Genomic DNA, 14,729 nt, shown 5'->3' on the forward strand with positions numbered 1-14,729 from the left:
TAGATTTTCAGCTTTTCTTTGTTTCAGGCAGTACAAAGCCACATTCGGTGCGAACGCTGTTTCTTCTTTGCTGAAAAAAACTACCTGCCAGCTATTCCGGAAAATAATACCCGCATAACACCCCATGCCATGCGCTCACCCAAAGCGCTTTTTCTGCGTTTTTGTTTTGCCTGCCACGCAAGGCTTCGGTAGGAGTTAAGCCGCCGAGATTAGAATGCGTTCGCACGCTGTTATACCAGGCCCGATAAATATCCAACTCGGTTTGCAAGTCACAGCCGGAGAAATCCAGTTGCCTGAATTTCTCTTTAAAAGTACCAAAAAATCGCTCTATACGACCGTTTTGCCAGGGGCTAGCAACGGCAGTTGTTTGCTTTTTTATCCCCAATAATTTCAGGCAGCTCTTCAGCCACCAGGAATTAAAACAACTTTCGTTGTCTGATCGGATAAATTTTGGAAATCCAAACTGCCGGATTGCCTGCACCACTTCCAGTATGATGGCTGTTGAATGCTTTGACTGAAGTTGCTGAAGTTTCAGACTTAGCCTTGAGCCGTGATCCACAATTCCCAGAACCAGCTTCTGCTGTTTATTTAGAGTGACCGTTGTTAAATCCATGCCCCAGGTTTGATTAACCGCTACTGTTCTGGGGGGAGTATTTTTCATATTCCGCCGCAACACCTTGATTTGATACTGCTGATTTTTCATCTGGTAGTACACAAAGGTTTTGCTGACGCTATCGCCGTTGTGGTTGTAGCGCTGGTTAAATAATTCAGCCACTTTGCCAGCGCCATAGCCGGATAGGGCAGCGAGATACAGCACTTTATCAATCACCCACTGCGGCTTTTTACGGTTTCTGCAAGAAGACGGAGCGGGTAAAGCTGCTTTGAGGGGGCTGGCGTAAAAGTTTGGTTTGAGTGGTTTTGTGGTTAAAAGCAATCGAAACAAAAGCAAGAGCAAAGCCCGCAACGGAAATTGCAACAACAGCAAAAAATACAGCATAAATCCCTGAAATCGTCTGGCGTGGTGTGTCGATTTGATGGTGTAAAGGATAAATGATGGGAACGGTGGACTGCACGGCCCTGATGATCGTCAGTCCGGCCGGGGCATCCAGGTCAAATCAGCGACAGCAGCCGGAGTGACGCGCAGAGTGGTTATTCTTTGACGTATAGGCCGTGGGTGACTCCACCTTCAGCATCAAAGCACTGCTTAATAATGTCGAACCAGCGCGGGTCGTTATGCTCGAAATTGCGGAAAATGGCGTAAGCCACAATGTCTGCCAGTTGGATCAGGCGTGATGCCTTTGAATCCAGAAATACAGGGACTTCGGCGTAGTTTTTGGTTTGGCCCCATGTATGGCCGGAGTATTTAAACTCGCGTGCTAAGTTCTGGATCCGCATTTCAGTTGAGGATTTATCCAGAATCATCAGGCCACGTTGTGGATCATCATATTTTTGATAAACCCGCTTGAGAAATAAATCAAAACGACTGACTAACTGTTCAAAAGCATGCTCAACAGGATCGACACCAACCAAGGCTGATTTTTTAACTACTGCACCAAATAACCGCAAAGAACGCCCATGGTGGGCCACTACAGCGTCCTGTAGCACTTTATCAAGCGCACTGAGCCGGTCTTGCAGTGCGTGAGCTTTCCAGCCTCTACGGCCTGAACGCATGGGGGAACCGTGTAGTTCAACAGACCAGGGATCTTGCGCATTAAAAGACTCAGCGACAGTATTCAGCGTTTGCTCAACCCAGTGTGTTTTAGTTTCAAAGATAGACACTCCGGCTAACACAAAGTATTGCTGGTTAGGATCGGCTACAGAGCCTGATTCGTCGATGTAGAGTAGATGCATAGCAAGTTCCGGATGTAAAAAAGGCCGCGATATCGCAGCCTTTTATGCATTAGGTAAGCCAGGCGAAGAAGTTCTTCATTGCACCGCATAATGGTCAGCGCAGACCCGACTTGGAGATAAGGTTACTCCAACCTTGCACCTGATGCAACCCAGGCAATATATCCATGATTTGATCCATGTAATGAGTAACAGACACCTTCAGCCAAAGCAGTGAAACCACTCAGGGCTCGGCAGAAGTGAACCTGATGGTGACGCATCAGGCGGCAGAGGTGGCCAATGCTGCCAAAGCCGCAGAAGCAGCGGCGGAGCAACTGGAAGAGACCCGCCGTAACTACAAAGCCTGGCAGCAACAGCAAGACAGCTTAACGGCTCAGATAACAAAACTCGAAAGTGAGCTGGCCCAGGGCAAACCCGGTGTGACTCAGGCTGATATTGACGAGGTGCGCACCCGGCTGGATATCCTGAAAACCGATGAAGCCTGGCACCTGACCAATATCGCGGTCGCCAGCAATAATGCAGCAACAGCATCTATTGCCTTGTATCAGCAAGGCGTAGCAACCGCAAACAGCACCACAACGCTGGGCTTTAACGCAGGCCTTGAGCTGAACGTCAGTGCCACCAAGACCAAAACCCAGGTGCAGGACAGCTATTCAGTAGGGTCGGTGTTATCAGGCAGCGGCGTGTACCTCAACACCGGAAATGACGGCCAATTGCTGGTTAAAGGCTCTGCCATTGACAGCAGTGGCGCTATGGCGCTGAACGTTGGCAGCCTGGTGATGCAGGCGGGAGTCAATACGCACGACAGCAGCACCCAAACCCAACAAGGCAACCTGAATATCAGCCAAAGGCTTGTTGCTCTTCACTGCGTACATGTGCAAAACGCATCGTCGGGCGCTGAGCCGCTTCGCAAATAGCTTCGGCATCGTTGAAGTCGTTTTTGTTCGACTTTACAAAAGGCTTTACGAAATTAGCCGGGATCATGTCAGCGCGATGGCCAAGGCTTCTGGCTTTACGGCACCAATGATGTGCTCCACCGCAGGCCTCAAAAAACACGGCACACGGCGGTAAATTTGCCAGATATTCTGCAAACTTACTGATTAGTATTTTGCGCTTTTCTACTACTTTTCCGTGCTGATCTTGCCCGATTACATGACAACTGAGCTTGCCAAGATCAACGCCTAATGTTTTGATAAGCATGATGATTCGCCTCTTTCGGTTTGTTCACCTCATCCTAAGTCAGGATGGGAGGCGAGTCATCACATTAGACCTGACCCCAAAGGTTGCAAACCAAAATCTGGAGATGGCGAATAATGAGCAGGTCTTACTATGTTTTAGGTGTTGGGTATAAAGAATCTGATCCAGAACAGAAACATCCTTATGAAGTATGGATTGATGTTAATAACGAAGATGCTCCGTTTGTAATATTAGAGGGAAGAGGTATGGGGGGCGTTGGTGGTAGATTTAAACCAACCGATATATTAGAAAAACATTGGCAGGAACATCTTTCTTTAACTGGTACATTGTGGCTGATACCCTTATGTAAGGATGCCGTCCAAAATGGCGGTATGCTTGATCATAGATTGGTATTGGAAACTTTTAGTTATCTTCACGACCGCTCTCCAGTTCAAGTATTTAAATAATGTGTTGTATCGTTCAGACGATCTGGAAAAATAGGGGCAGGTTGTCCCGTTCATACCGTTCACACGATCTGGGCTAATAAATACAACAGGTTTTTGCTTAAAACTTAGCCACCAACCTGTTGTAACTACTAAAAAATCTGGCCACTTCGCCGGATTTTTTTATGCCTGTAACTTGTTGTTCGCCGCTTTTCTGTATTTCAGGCAGAGCAAAGCTGCATTCGGTGTGAACGCTGTTTTTGCCTTGCCGAAAAAACTACCTGCCAGCTATTCCGGAACATAATACCCACACAAAACCCCATGCCATGCGCTCACCCACTGCGCTTTTTCTGCGTTTTTGTTTTGTCTGCCACGCCAGGCTTCGGCTGGCGTTAGCTCTGTGCGCCCAGCATGGGCGCATTCTTGCAGGTGAAAGTCCTGCCGTAAGCTGGCTACAGTGAACGAAGTGAAGCGCAACTGCAGAACGGTGACGGACTGTGGGAAGGAAGCGTGGAGCGAAACTGCGAGCCGATGAACAAAAATCGGATACGAGGCGTGACATTGCAGGGCGAGCAGGCAGAGAACTGCGAAGCTCTTGTAGCCAAAGCGGTGTGGCGTAAATCCGGCGGTTGTGCAGTGAAGGAATGCGTTCTTACCTGGGGAGATCTCGCCTGATGCCTGAAAGGGCGACGCAGCGATGCGGAGCGAGAAGTCAGCAGAGGCCGTAGTAGCATAAATGCGAAGGGCCAAACGGGAAGGAGCGGACTACGCGTTGTCGATGAGTGAAGTCAGGTATCAGATGTCCGATATAACGGAGCGAAATACCAACAAACAAGGTGAAACCTTGCCAGAAGGTGTCCGTGATGAAACAACACCCCCGCGACAACAGTTCAAAGCCGCAGGGCAATGTATGACCCGCCTCCTGATTGCAAGCACTGATAACAAATAAGTCTGCGTCAATGTATCCGGAGTCTGTTTGCACTTTATTGTTGTGCACGCCCGCTATGTTGTTCGCCCATCATCGCCCTTATAAGACCTTCAGCATCATTGTGCTTTTGCCCTGGACAGGTTTCCGATCATGGTTGTTGCCTTATTGCCATCGTGTTGCAAACTCGGTGTGACCCGGTTTATGCAGCGACTGCTGCGTAATTCTGCTCTTTGGTTAATACGGCCCAGATAATGCGGGCCAGTTTATTGGCCATGGCGACCACAGCTACTGTTTTTTTCTTGCTGCATAACAGCTTTTTAATCCATGGACTCCAGGCATGATTTTCTTCGAGCTTCCATTGGATAACAGAGCGAGCGCCGTGGATCAGGTATTTACGTAATGTATTGTTACCGCGTTTGCTAATCCCAAGCAGGTTACTTACCCCGCCTGTTGAATGCTGTTTCGGCACTAATCCTGCCCATGCAGCAAAGTCTCTGGCACTTTTAAACTGTGTACAACTGCCTGCCCAGGATTCAATAAAACTGGATGTAATTAAACCCACGCCGGGAATGCTTTGCAAACGCTTGCAGTTCTCGTTCTGGCTGTTGATAGCCGTGATATCACGTTCCAACTCACTGATTTCTTTATCAACCGCTTTATAACGCTCAACCAGACGGTACAGTGCCAGGCGCAAGGCTTCCGGTAAATTAATTTCTGCATCTTCGGTCATGTCCGCGACAGTGCTGATAAAAGCACGACCTTTTTTCTGTTGAATGCCAAATTCCAACAGAAACGCATGCGCCTGATTACTGACCGCTGTGCGCTCTTCCACCAATTGCTCACGCAATTTCAGTAAACAGCCAAAGGCTTGTTGCTCTTCACTGCGTACATGCGCAAAGCGCATCGTCGGACGCTGAGCCGCTTCGCAAATAGCTTCGGCATCGTTGAAATCGTTTTTGTTCGACTTTACAAAAGGCTTTACGAAATTAGCCGGGATCATGTCAGCGCGATGGCCAAGGCTTCTGGCTTTACGGCACCAATGATGTGCTCCACCGCAGGCCTCAAAAAACACGGCACACGGCGGTAAATTTGCCAGATATTCTGCAAACTTACTGATTAGTATTTTGCGCTTTTCTACTACTTTTCCGTGCTGATCTTGCCCGATTACATGACAACTGAGCTTGCCAAGATCAACGCCTAATGTTTTGATAAGCATGATGATTCGCCTCTTTTGGTTTGGTCACCTCATCCTAAGTCAGGATGGGAGGCGAGTCATCACATTAGACTTGCTTGTGCAAGTCCTTGCAAAAGAGAATATGCAACGTGCATGGCAGCGGGTAAAAGCCAACAAAGGCAGTGCTGGGGTGGATGGTTTGAGTATCATCCAAACGGCAGAGCTTTTGAAAACAAAGTGGCCAGAGCTTCGCACACAACTGCAAACGGGGCTTTACCGCCCCCAACCCGTCAGACGCGTGACCATCCCTAAACCGGATGGCAGCGAACGTGAACTGGGTATTCCAACAGTGACAGACCGTCTTATCCAACAAGCGTTACTTCAGATTCTGCAAAAGATAATTGATCCGACGTTCAGCGAACATAGCTACGGCTTTCGGCCCGCGCGGTGCGCGCAGGATGCGGTATTGGCAGCACAGCGGTATGCACAAGCTGGTTATCAGGTCGTGGTTGACGTCGACCTGTCGAAGTTCTTCGACAGAGTGAATCACGACATCCTGATGGACCGGCTGGGCAAACGTATTGTAGATAAGGACATACTGGGGTTAATCCGCAGCTACCTGAACGCAGGTGTGATGGATGGCGGCGTGGTGTTAGCAAGGCAGGACGGCACACCGCAAGGTGGACCGCTCTCGCCATTGCTGGCGAATGTGCTGTTGGACGAGGTAGATAAAGCTCTGGAGCAACGGGGTTACCGCTTCGCGCGCTATGCTGATGACTGCAATGTGTATGTGCGTAGTCAGCGAGCTGGCGAGCGTGTGATGGCGTGGCTGCGGCAGTTGTACGCTAAGTTGCATTTACAAATCAACGAAGGCAAAAGTGCGGTCGGCAGCGTGTTTGGCCGCAAGTTCCTTGGATACTGCCTATGGAGTAACCAAAGAGGCGAGGTCAAACGGGCAGTCGCAGACAAAGCGTTGCTGAAGTTCAAACAACGTGTGAGGCAACAAACGCGTCGTACAGTCGGTAGCAGTATGGCAGAGGTGATAAGTGCGCTTCGCAGTTACCTGTTAGGATGGAAAGGCTACTTCAGATACTCACAAACGCCATCGGTCTGGCGAAAGCTGGATGAATGGATAAGGCATCGTCTGAGGGCCATTCAGCTGAAGCAATGGAAAGGCGGACGACGAGCTTATGTGGCACTGCGAAAACTTGGTGCGTCAGAACTAGTCGCCAAACGCGTAGCAGGGAACTGCAAACGCTGGTGGCGAAACAGTCAGTATCTGTTAAACACAGTGCTGACCATCAACTACTTCGACAAACTGGGATTACCGAGGCTCTCATGACCTCAACTTCCCGAACCGCCCTGTGCGGACCCGCATGCAGGGTGGTGTGGCAGGGGTCGATCAACAATGTTGATCGCCCCTATGCCGATTCTAAATTCTGGTACGTACGGATGTGGTTGCAGGGCAAGGCTGTAACTTGAGTGCTAAATTGTTAATGGATTGAATATTGTTTTTAAATTAAAAGGAATATCCGTTAAGCTAAGCGGCAATTTAAATAGTAACTTCTTAAGGATAAGTGATGGTAGAAACGAATTTAATAGTCACTGCGGCATTGGTGTTGGCTGTGCTGATCCTGATTGGCAAAACCGTAGTGATAGTGCCACAGAATATGACCTACATAGTGGAGCGACTGGGCAAATACTACAACACCCAAACCGCGGGTTTGCAATTTGTGATCCCTTTTATTGACCGTATCGCCTACCGCGTGTCATTGAAAGAGAGCGCTATTGATATTCCCAGTCAGTCGGCTATTACCAAAGACAACATCAGCCTGACGATAGACGGTGTGTTGTATATCAAAGTGATGGAACCTTACAAAGCTTCTTATGGCATTGATAACTATGTGTATGCCGTGATCCAGCTGGCGCAAACCTCGATGCGCTCTGAAATTGGTAAGCTGGATTTAGATAAAACCTTTGAAGAACGTGACAGCCTGAATATAAAAATTATTCATGCCATTAATCAGGCCTCTGCCGCCTGGGGTGTGCAGGTGATGCGTTATGAAATTAAAGACATTAACCCGCCGGCTTCGGTGTTAGATGCGATGGAAAAACAGATGCGTGCCGAGCGGGAAAAACGCGCTTCTATTTTAGATTCCGAAGGTAAGCGTCAGGCTGCTATCAACATAGCCGAAGGTGATAAACAAGCTACTGTATTAGCGGCCGAAGCTGAGCGTGAGCAGCAGGTGCTGAAAGCTGAAGGTGAAGCCCGTTCTATTGAACTGGTGGCTGAAGCTAAGGCGAAGGCATTAACTATGATAGGTCAGGCGGCTGCTACCTCTGAAGGTCAGGCTGCTGTGTTACTGGACCTGGCGACTGAAGCTATAGCGGCGAAAAAAGCCATAGCCCGCGAGTCGACTGTGGTACTGATGGATAACGACAAATCCTCAGCGGGTAATACGGTAGCTGAAGCTTTGGGTGTAGTGGCGGCAATTCAAAAGTCAGGAACTTTATCCTAAGGAGTGTTGATGGAGCTGAATCTGCTATCAGGCTTGTTGTTATTGGCTTTGTTATGTCTGGCTATGCTGCCTTTTGCTATTCCTGGTGTATTGGAAGTGCTACTGGCTCTGGCTATAGGAGCTTTTGTTACTGCTGCTTTGATTTGGTTTGGCTGGTTGCCGGAGGACACCAGTCTGGTGCTGCTTAGCCTGGCGATGTTAACGGCCTTGTCGGCACTGCTGTTGTGGAAACCTTTACGTAAGCTGCAAAAAACCGGGATCCGTTTACAGGAAGACAGCGCTATTTCTGATTTCGTTGGTACTGAGCTGATATTGACTGAGCTGGCCAGCAAAGACAGTGATAGTCATATTCAGTTTTGTGGTCTGGAATGGCGGGTACGTTTAGATCCGACAGAAATGGCGACTACGATAGAGGCAGGGCAGGCTGTGCTGATAAGCTCTGCCAGCGTCGGTTTTTACTGGTCAAACGTAAAAGCTTCTGAGGGCTGCAGGGTTTTTAGCTTAATCTGAAACCCTGTTGCTCAAAATCAGTCAGCCACTGGCTAAACCTGGCAAAAGGCATAGGTTTAGCCAATAGATATCCCTGCACCGCATCTGCGCCTAAACGCCGGACAAATTCCAGTTCTTTAACGGTTTCCACTCCTTCAATCACTGTATAGAGTTGCAGGGATCTGCCGAGCATCACCGCATAACGTAGCACTGTGTCGTCATTCAGTCGTATCGCCTGACACAGCAAATCCCGGTCTATTTTAAGTTCGCCCAAAGGTAAACCTTGCAGGCGGGCTAAAGAGGACTGGCCTACCCCAAAATCGTCCAGCGAAATACGGATATTGGAGCGTTCCAGTAGTTTGAGGGCTTGTTCTGAGTCTTTCACCAGGTCCACAAAAGCAGTTTCTGTCAGCTCCAGTTGCAGCGGCACTGTCGACTGACTGGTGCTTTTTACCGCTTCGATCACGCGGGATATTAAGGCGGTATTACGTAAATCCAGTGGCGATATATTCATAGACAAACGCAAATGAGCTCCGGTGTCAGCCAGTTGTTTTTGCAGTAGCAGCGTTTTATTCAGCACCCATTCTGTCACCTGGCTGATCATGCCGGTTTGTTCAGCCAGAGGAATAAAATCTGTTGGTGAAATTTGGCCCATTTTGGGGTGATACCAGCGGATCAACAGCTCAGCTGCATGAATTTTTTGCTGCTTCATATCCAATATGGGCTGGACATAAAGCTCCAGTAAATCGTCCTGTAGCGCTATATTCAGTTCAGACAATAAGTGAATATGCTCGAGGTTCTGCTCCAGATATAAAGGCTCGTAAGGCAAATAGTCTCCGGCTCTGTCGGCATGTTCTATCGCCGCTAAGGCTAAGTCCAGTGTGTCAGTCGCTTTGGCACAGTCCACCGGATAATGCACTGAGCTGTACACTGTGCCTAAATCCAGCTGTAAATTGTCGACCATCAGTAAAGCATCAAGCTGATAACGCAATTGCTCAAACTGGGAGCGGAAATCTGTCGGTGCGATCAGCACGGCATAACTGTCGCGCTCCAGGGCAAATAAGCTGGGGTATTGCGCTTCTGTCTGGCGCTGTTGTTCGCCCCAGCGTTTGAGTAATTTGCTGCAACCTGTGATGGTGTGGTTGGCTTCTTCAACCCCTAAAGCGCGTTCGATCTGGCGAAAGCGTTGATGGACAATCATGACCAGATAAAAATTGCTGTCCCGCTGTTCATCCAATTGCTCAAGACGATTGAGCAAGGCTCTTTTATTGGGTAAACCCGAAATATGCTCGGTCAGCGCTTGTTGTAATGCTTTGTGCTGCATGCTTTGAATATGCTGTTGTTGATCAAGAATTTGCTGCTGAAAAGCGATTTTTTTGTTCTTTTCCAGATGCAGGTTTTGCAACATCGCAAAGACAAAAAATAAGGCCGATAAAGCATTGCCTATTTCCATCGCTGAATTAGTCAGCATCACAGCGGGGAGATAGCCTTTGCTGCGTAAAATCATCACCGCTATACCTGTCAACATAGTGAGCAGAGCCAGAGCAAAAAATACCGCATTGGCGTGGCGTTTATGCAGCAGCCAAAAGCTGGCTAACAGCATCAGGCAACCTGTCAGTGCTGTCAGTTCAACCCCGGACTTTTTCAGCCAGTAAGCGCCAAGCCAGGGGCTCGCCAGCATTAAGAGCACAGCAAAAGCTGCTATCAGCTGGAAAGGCCACATCAGCCATTTCGGAGTATCGGCGCCACGGAAAAATGACAACATAAAACCTGAAGCAAACAAGGAACCAAAAACAGCACCGTATTCAATCACTACATTGTAATCCGGTGATTGTGGCCAGACGTAAGCAAATAGTAAGCCGTTGATCTCGAGCTGAATTAACACCAGTGTTAAAAACATGCCCGAGAAGGCTAAAAAATAACTATGGCGGTAAATCAGATAAAAACCGGCAGAAAGGGCAATCAGGCATAAAAAAATACCACTGAACAAACTATGGATAAACACAGCCAGATGCTCCTGTTGCTCCATTTCCAGTGTGCTGCTGCGCTGCAGCGGCAGCATATTGGCACCCTGATTACTGACTTTGGCATAGAGCCATAGGTCTTCTGAGCTGGCAGGTAACAGAATGACGAAATTCAGTGTCGGTAAAGGCCGCAGGCTGTACAACTGCTGGTCGCCCAACTGATGACTTTGTAAAACCTGCAGTTGATTATCCAGTACATAGAGCTCGAGCCTGTCAATAAAGGGGGCTAATACAGACAAAGCTGTTGCTGTGCTGCTGGCACTCAGGCGGGTTTTATACCAAAAATCGCTTTGCTGATAACCCAGGCTGGAGGTTGTATCTGGTAACAGTTGCCACTGATCGGCGGGTTGGAACAGCAGTTGCTGCAAAGTTGAAGTTTGTTCAGTCGCAGGAAAATAGTACAGCTCATTGATGGGTTTAAGCGCTTGCTGCGGCACCAGATGAAACAGTACCAGAGCGCCCAGTACCAGAGCACATAAAGTTGAAACAATTAAAGTTTTGAACAAAGGGCTTTGCTGGAAGGTCATAACGGCTCAGGAAAAAGGCACCTGTTTTAACCTTAGCTGGCAGGCTCTCAGATGCAATGCGTAAATTGATAAATTCATTCGTTTTTTGATATGGATTAGGTTTTAGCCAGCAGATGTGCAGTGCTCGCCTCAGGTTGGATTGCTTTGTTCGAAATTATTGAACAGCCTTATCAGTTTTTATTGCTTTTTATTTAATCTGAACCCGGGATAATAGGGGTAGAACACTTTATGTATTAACTAAGTAAATCAAATAGATAAGTTGTTTTTTCAGATTTCAGAGTTTTTACCGACCGAATGCGCAGAGACTTGCACTACTGCCAGACGAGCACAACCAGAGTCTTGTTCATTTTTTCTGTATGAAGAGAAAACCAGGCTGCGTTGATTTTTAATGAAGGAATAGCGTTATGCGAACCAGTACCACCATCAAAACTTTAGCTGCAGGCAGCCTTATCGGCCTTTTGCTGGTCTCTTTAACTGGTTGTTCGCAAAAGCAGGCGTTAAATTCTGTGGTTTGGCAGCAGCAGCTGAATTTACCTTCAGTACAACATTCGGCAGAAGTTGCTCAGAGTCTGACATCGAATATTGAAGAGATCAGCTTTGATTGGTTTGATGAGGCAAGGCAGCGGGTGGTACCGGCTTTGTTGTTTAAACCTGCACATCAGCAAAAAGCCAAGGCGTTAATTGTGTTTTCTCATGGTTTAGGTGGCTCAAAAGAACGCTACGCTTATCTGGGGCAATATTGGGCCAGTCAGGGCTATGCCAGTTTGCATGTGCAGCATGACGGCAGCGATCGTAAAGTGTGGCGCGGCAGCAGACTATTGTTACCATTTCGTTTGATGGATGCGGCAGATGAAACTGAGGCTTTGGCCAGAGTACAGGATGTGAAGTTTGCGCTGGACCGGATCTTAGCTTCAGAATATGCCGCCAACTTTGATCCTCATCATATTCTGATGGCTGGCCATTCCTACGGCGCTAATACTTCTATGTTGTTAAGTGGCGCGCAGGTAGAGCAGGACGGTAAGTTGGTTAGCCTGAAAGATGAGCGAATAAAAGCCGCCATTCTAATTTCTGCACCACCTTTTTATAACGATCAGCCTTTGGATCAGGTGTTAGCTGGCGTCACTATTCCCACTTTGCATATTACGACCACTGAAGATGAAATTAAGGTGCCGGGTTATTACTCTGCTCCGGCTGACAGATTTGAGCTGTATTATGCGATGGCCAGCAGCTACAAAGTGTTGGCGGTGTTTAGCGCCGGCAGCCATAACATTTTTTCTGGCTGGCGGCGTGATTCAGATTCGGCACCACAGCAGCAGGTGATTAAGGCGGCCACTCAGGCATTATCCAGTGCTTTTATCGAGCAAGTGACCACAGGTGATGGTCGCGCTATGAGCCTGTGGGCGCAACAACATCAACCTGTGTTATCGGATTTTATTCGCTCAGATTTAGTAGCGGTGTTGAACTAGAGGTTTTGGCTGCTGAGTTGGTCTCCTAGCAATTCAGCCCCCAAATGTCCTACTTTGACATAAATCAGTGCACCCTCAACACCGGTAAAAGGCTGGTGTTTGCTCCAGCGAGGGCTGCGTAACCAACTGCCTTTGGGGTAACTGCCAAACTCGTCCTGAAACAGCCCTTCGAGTACATAAATTTCTTCTCCTCCTGCATGCACATGAGGTTGGAATCTGGTGTTTGGAGCCCAGCGCACTAAAGCCGTATTGATGCCATCAAACTGATGCAAAGGCAACACCTGCAAACCCGGCACCAAACCAGGTTGCCAGTGCTGCTGTTCTGGCCGGATACAAAGCTGTTCTGTATCGCCTTCACTGAATTGCCACAGCTTGACCAGTAATAAACACCCCTCTTTGGAAAAAGGTGCGTGTGAAGTGCCGGGTGGGTTACGTAAGTAAGTACCCACTGGGTAGTCGCCGTGTTCGTCGGAAAAAGTGCCTTCGAGCACCAGAATTTCTTCGCCACCGCCATGTTGATGACTGGCAAACTGACTGCCGGGTAAATAGCGCACTATGCTGGTGGCCTTGGCGACTTCGGCGCCTGTTCTGTCCAAAGGTCTTCTGTGAATGTCGTTGGCAGGAGACTCATACCACAGCGCCTGTTCCGGCGTTTGCACTATGCGCTGGTTTAGATCGGTATTCATTTCGGCGCTCATCTGAGCCCAGGGTAATAAAGTCATGGTAGTGAATTATCTCTTGTACTGGCTATCTCTTATACTGGGTAGGGCAATAGCCACGGCTAATGTCAGGCGATCTTAACTTTAAATGCTTCGTCGTGCGGCCCGTTGTGCGTTTACGCCATAACTCAAAGCTGCTGCGTTTTAGCTCTTTACGCATCAACTCGATGAGTTGGTGCTGGTTCAGGCCATATAGATGTTCTATGGCTTCAAAAGGGGTTCTGTCTTCCCAGGCCATTTCAATAATGCGGGATAAGTCTTCGGGAGTATAAGTACTCAAGCTGATGTTACTTCTACTAATGGCAAGTGCCATTTTTACGTTACTTATAGCGAAGTGGACCAGAAAAATCACCACTTGGCATAATGATCTTCTGCCAGGCCTTTGACCGCATTGAGTTGCAGTTTAGTGCCATTTTGCAGCACCACAAAGCCCGTATAAAGCCCAACATACTGACGGAAGTTACTGGCTAGTAAGCCGATATTGACCTTTTCCTGACGGCAATACAAAGGTGTAAATTCAAGCTGAACTTCGCCACAAAGACTACTGACTTGCCATGCTTTGGTATCGTCTTTGCGATCAAAGACAAAACTGGCTGGGCTTAAATGCTGGATTTGGCCATTAAACCAGAGTGCATTTTCACAAAGCCCGGTTTCATTAACACCAGCAGCCATATTCAGGCCAAAAGCCTGGCCTTCAATCACTGCATTGATACTGGCCCAGCGCCAACTGGTATGGCGGCGCATAAAACCTGCCGAGAAATCATAACCCGCTAAAGCCTGGGTTAAATCCAGCGACTTGCCCTGAAGTTCAAGCTTGCCTGATACCTTTAAAGCATTGGACTTTTCGGTGTAAGTGAAGCCGTTATAGCCTGTGGGCGCGCATAAAGCTAAAGGCATTTGGCCGGCTTTTTCTATGGTCAAAGTCGCCTTTAACTCTTTGGTATCAATAATTAACTGCCAGTGGGTGAGGCTGGCTTTTATCGCTACTTTATAAGCTCCAAAGTGTTGTTTGGCTTCGCCTTTCGATGGTGAGTCACTCATCTGGCAGCTCAAAGCACCCGGCAATAGCACGCCTTTGCTAATAGCCTGGTTAGTGTCAAAGCTATATAAATAGGCAAAACCTGAATTTGCATAACGGATATCGGCAATAGCTACAGCCAGTAACCAGTCAGTGCCCGTGATACAAATAAACTGAAACTGTTTGTAGTGAAAATAACGGGCCAGCGCATTGGCCTTTTTGTCCATCAGGTTGTGATAAACAAAATTCTGCAGATTAAAGTGAGCTACTGAACCATCAAACAAGCCAAAGGCCGGTTGGCCATTGGCTTGGATCAGGTCGGTTGGTGCTTTGCTAAGTGTCGGCTGGTAACTGCTCATCATGCTGTGCATTAAAGGGTTTGTTTTACTCTACTGCAA

The 14,729-nt window shown here is 48.1% G+C and carries 16 protein-coding genes; 7 read left to right on the forward strand and 9 right to left on the reverse strand.

All coding sequences use genetic code 11. The annotated features are described in order from the left end of the window. Positions 1-91 precede the first annotated feature (91 nt). The 3 genes from WH43_RS15220 to WH43_RS15225 form a co-directional block, all read right to left on the reverse strand. Positions 92-703, reverse strand: coding sequence for an integrase core domain-containing protein (locus WH43_RS15220; protein WP_286049807.1), 612 nt, complete (start codon positions 701-703; stop codon positions 92-94). 139 nt (positions 704-842) lie between these two features. Further along, complete coding sequence (locus WH43_RS20805; RefSeq protein ID WP_286049808.1) at positions 843-1,073, reverse strand: hypothetical protein; 231 nt, start codon at positions 1,071-1,073, stop codon at positions 843-845. Between the two features lie 76 nt (positions 1,074-1,149). After that, a complete protein-coding gene (locus tag WH43_RS15225) occupies positions 1,150-1,851 on the reverse strand; it encodes a DUF3800 domain-containing protein (protein WP_082335813.1) in 702 nt (233 codons plus the stop codon). 245 nt (positions 1,852-2,096) lie between these two features. On the opposite strand from WH43_RS15225, the gene WH43_RS15230 reads away from it, so the two are divergent. Beyond that, positions 2,097-2,765 carry a hypothetical protein gene (locus tag WH43_RS15230; RefSeq protein ID WP_053425442.1) on the forward strand — a complete coding sequence of 223 codons (669 nt, stop codon included), beginning with the start codon at positions 2,097-2,099 and terminating at the stop codon, positions 2,763-2,765. Here the strand turns inward: WH43_RS15230 and WH43_RS20095 are convergent. Further along, positions 2,689-3,048, reverse strand: a complete 360-nt coding sequence (locus WH43_RS20095; protein ID WP_152342875.1) for a hypothetical protein — start codon at positions 3,046-3,048, stop codon at positions 2,689-2,691. The two genes, WH43_RS15230 and WH43_RS20095, sit on opposite strands and share 77 nt — an antisense overlap. A 113-nt stretch (positions 3,049-3,161) precedes the next feature. Between WH43_RS20095 and WH43_RS15235 the strand changes: the two genes are divergently transcribed. Continuing rightward, positions 3,162-3,491: a hypothetical protein gene (locus WH43_RS15235; protein ID WP_053425443.1), complete on the forward strand. Its 330-nt coding sequence runs from the start codon at positions 3,162-3,164 to the stop codon at positions 3,489-3,491. A gap of 775 nt (positions 3,492-4,266) precedes the next feature. Then, complete coding sequence (locus WH43_RS20810) at positions 4,267-4,416, forward strand: hypothetical protein (RefSeq protein WP_286049809.1); 150 nt, start codon at positions 4,267-4,269, stop codon at positions 4,414-4,416. 178 nt (positions 4,417-4,594) lie between these two features. On the opposite strand, the gene WH43_RS15245 is transcribed toward WH43_RS20810, so the two are convergent. After that, positions 4,595-5,611, reverse strand: a complete 1,017-nt coding sequence (locus tag WH43_RS15245) for an IS110 family RNA-guided transposase (protein ID WP_053425444.1) — start codon at positions 5,609-5,611, stop codon at positions 4,595-4,597. Between the two features lie 100 nt (positions 5,612-5,711). Here WH43_RS15245 and ltrA point away from each other — a divergent pair, with 100 nt between their 5' ends. The 3 genes from ltrA (at position 5,712) to WH43_RS15260 (ending at position 8,598) form a co-directional block, all read left to right on the forward strand. Further along, entirely contained in the window at positions 5,712-6,911 is a 1,200-nt protein-coding gene (gene ltrA, locus WH43_RS15250; RefSeq protein WP_053425445.1) for a group II intron reverse transcriptase/maturase, read from the forward strand. A gap of 238 nt (positions 6,912-7,149) precedes the next feature. After that, on the forward strand, positions 7,150-8,088 hold the full coding sequence (locus WH43_RS15255; RefSeq protein WP_053425446.1) for an SPFH domain-containing protein: 939 nt from the start codon (positions 7,150-7,152) through the stop codon (positions 8,086-8,088). Between the two features lie 9 nt (positions 8,089-8,097). Further along, positions 8,098-8,598 carry an NfeD family protein gene (locus WH43_RS15260; protein ID WP_053425447.1) on the forward strand — a complete coding sequence of 167 codons (501 nt, stop codon included), beginning with the start codon at positions 8,098-8,100 and terminating at the stop codon, positions 8,596-8,598. Here the strand turns inward: WH43_RS15260 and WH43_RS15265 are convergent. After that, entirely contained in the window at positions 8,585-11,128 is a 2,544-nt protein-coding gene (locus WH43_RS15265) for an EAL domain-containing protein (protein WP_053425448.1), read from the reverse strand. The genes WH43_RS15260 and WH43_RS15265 overlap by 14 nt on opposite strands. 404 nt (positions 11,129-11,532) lie before the next feature. On the opposite strand from WH43_RS15265, the gene WH43_RS15270 reads away from it, so the two are divergent. Then, positions 11,533-12,594 (forward strand): alpha/beta hydrolase family protein, encoded by a 1,062-nt coding sequence (locus tag WH43_RS15270; RefSeq protein WP_053425449.1) that lies wholly within the window; start codon positions 11,533-11,535, stop codon positions 12,592-12,594. On the opposite strand, the gene WH43_RS15275 is transcribed toward WH43_RS15270, so the two are convergent. The 3 genes from WH43_RS15275 to WH43_RS15285 all read right to left on the reverse strand — a co-directional run bounded on the left by WH43_RS15275 (position 12,591) and on the right by WH43_RS15285 (position 14,702). Further along, the gene (locus WH43_RS15275; protein ID WP_502694045.1) at positions 12,591-13,280 is read right to left on the reverse strand and encodes a cupin domain-containing protein; all 690 of its coding nucleotides are present in this window, start codon (positions 13,278-13,280) and stop codon (positions 12,591-12,593) included. The genes WH43_RS15270 and WH43_RS15275 overlap by 4 nt on opposite strands. Positions 13,281-13,341: 61 nt before the next feature. Beyond that, positions 13,342-13,593: a TIGR03643 family protein gene (locus WH43_RS15280; protein ID WP_286049810.1), complete on the reverse strand. Its 252-nt coding sequence runs from the start codon at positions 13,591-13,593 to the stop codon at positions 13,342-13,344. Positions 13,594-13,661: 68 nt separating this feature from the next. Beyond that, positions 13,662-14,702 (reverse strand): DUF2804 domain-containing protein, encoded by a 1,041-nt coding sequence (locus WH43_RS15285; RefSeq protein ID WP_082335814.1) that lies wholly within the window; start codon positions 14,700-14,702, stop codon positions 13,662-13,664. Positions 14,703-14,729: the final 27 nt, after the last annotated feature.

Source organism: Rheinheimera sp. KL1 (genome assembly GCF_001275035.1).
Taxonomy (GTDB): Bacteria; Pseudomonadota; Gammaproteobacteria; order Enterobacterales; family Alteromonadaceae; genus Pararheinheimera; species Pararheinheimera tangshanensis.